The organism is Thermoleptolyngbya sp. M55_K2018_002 (genome assembly GCF_015295965.1).
Taxonomy (GTDB): domain Bacteria; phylum Cyanobacteriota; class Cyanobacteriia; order Elainellales; family Elainellaceae; genus Thermoleptolyngbya; species Thermoleptolyngbya sichuanensis.
The window spans coordinates 1-2,063 of sequence record NZ_DVEA01000401.1 but is presented as its reverse complement, the minus strand read 5'-3'; the positions used below and the strand labels follow the sequence as shown (position 1 = coordinate 2,063).

At 60.3% G+C, this 2,063-nt stretch carries 2 protein-coding genes; both read left to right on the top strand.

Going from position 1 to position 2,063, the window contains the following annotated elements; all coding sequences use genetic code 11:
- Window positions 1-121 precede the first annotated feature (121 nt).
- A complete protein-coding gene (locus IGS51_RS20425) occupies window positions 122-1,159 on the top strand; it encodes an AMP-binding protein (protein WP_367279395.1) in 1,038 nt (345 codons plus the stop codon).
- Between the two features lie 75 nt (window positions 1,160-1,234).
- A complete protein-coding gene (locus IGS51_RS20420) occupies window positions 1,235-2,005 on the top strand; it encodes a hypothetical protein (protein ID WP_297080607.1) in 771 nt (256 codons plus the stop codon).
- The last annotated feature ends 58 nt before the right edge of the window (window positions 2,006-2,063 follow it).

Sequence of the window (2,063 nt, the reverse complement as noted above, 5' to 3'; positions counted from 1 at the left end):
CTGGCAATTGTGCGCCAGCTTCAGGCCATCGATGATGGCGCGCGCCTTCTCGGGCAGGCCGTCCTTCTTCACCAGCGGCAGCACGGGCCAGCCCAAAGCCGCCCTCCGCACCCACGGATTTCTGCTGGCCCAGCACCGCGCCCTGGCCCACAGCCTGCACCTGACTCCAGGCGAGATCGATTTATCAACGCTGCCCATTTTCGTGCTGGCAAACCTCGCGTCCGGTGTCGCCAGTCTGCTGCCCAATGTAGACTTGCGCTATCCCGGCAAGGTTGATGCCAGACGGCTGCTGCGGGATATCCGACGCTACCGACCGACGAGTACGGCTGCGTCTCCGGCGCTGTTGGGGCGACTGGTGACGGAATGTGAGGCGACGGGGCAGACGCTGCCCGAATTCCGCCGTATTTTTACGGGCGGTGCGCCAGTGTTTCCGGGGCTGCTGCAACGGCTAGCGGCGATCGCCCCCCAGGCCGAAGTCACCGCCGTCTATGGCTCCACCGAAGCGGAACCCATTGCTCACGTTGCCCACCATGAGATTCAGCCCGACGACCTAGCCCGCATGGCCCAGGGAAAGGGTCTGCTGGCGGGCTATCCGGTGCCAGAAATTGCGCTGCGAATTTTGGGCGATCGCTGGGGTCAGCCTATACCGACCATGACCACTGCCGAACTGCACACCCAAACCCTGCCAGCGGGCGCAGTCGGCGAAATTGTCGTCAGCGGCGACCATGTGCTGCCTGGATATTTGCACGGCCAGGGCGACGCGGAAACCAAGTTTCGAGTAGACGGCGCTCCCTGGCACCGCACGGGCGATGCGGGCTATCTGGACGAGCAGGGTCGGCTATGGCTGTTGGGGCGATGCAGTGCCAAGCTAACAGATAGCTGGGGCACGATTTATCCCTTTGCAGTAGAGGCGGCTGCCCAGGCGCAACCGGGCATTCATCGATCGGCGCTGGTGGCGCATCAGGGTCGGCGGGTGCTGCTGATAGAATGGGCAGAGCATTTTCCCAAAGCAGCGCGATCGCCCGCGCTACGGGACTTGCAAACCGCACTGGCCTGGGCCCAAATTCACCAGTTCCACCCTTGCCAGATTCCGGTAGACAAGCGCCACAACGCCAAGGTGGATTATCCCGCACTGAAACGACTGCTCGACCGCCTGTGATTCCGATACCCGTGCCCCGATGCCCGTGCCCAAATGCCCGTGCCCAAATGCCCATGATCCGATGCCTGTAACCCGATGAACGAACCCACTCCCCCAACGGACTACCGGATGAGCCTGCGCGAAGGTGGGGCGATCGCCCTGGGCGGGCTGCTGGTAATTTTGGGCGGCATCGTGGGGCTGGGCGATAAGGCGATTCGCAATGCGACTGATCCGGCGCGGGCCGAGGCGATCGCCCGCAGCATGATGGACTATCGCATTCCCGGACAGGTGCATGGACTATTTGGCATCAACATTGGCAGCGTCAAGATGGGCGTGGTAACAAATGCGCCGCCTGCTGAATCGTCTAACGTGCTATCCAGCGTTCAGTCCACCGTGTCATCAAGCGTGGAACCTTCTGTGCCACCTGATGGGTCTTCTAACCGATCTTCCAGCGTTCCAATGGAATTAGCAGAGGCATCGCAAACCCATCTGGGCGATCGCACGCGGGTTGAACTGCTAATCGCCCGTGCCCCCCTCAGTGCCCGCTCTCGAATGAACCACACAAACGGCGAATCTGACTTTAGCCTGCTGTCGCTGCCCGGTGTGTCTATTTCCTACGAAATCCAGGGCGAATTTCAGCCTACCACCAGCCGTGACCAGCCCGGATTTCTCTGCGAGGTGCCCACTGTGATTAACATCGAATCAGGCCGGGCGCTGCTGATAGACTCGCCTCGTCCAGTTCCCGCCATTCGCTATGAAGCCACTATTGAGCTAGACGGGCAAAACCACTCGATTATCTTGATGGCAATTGGGCAAGATGCGAAAAAGACGGCGCAGCAGGTCTATGAGTCCTTGCGCTGTCGCTAGAGCCTAGTTGCCTGATAAGTAGGTGGACATTAATAAATATAAAACCCAAATACAAATA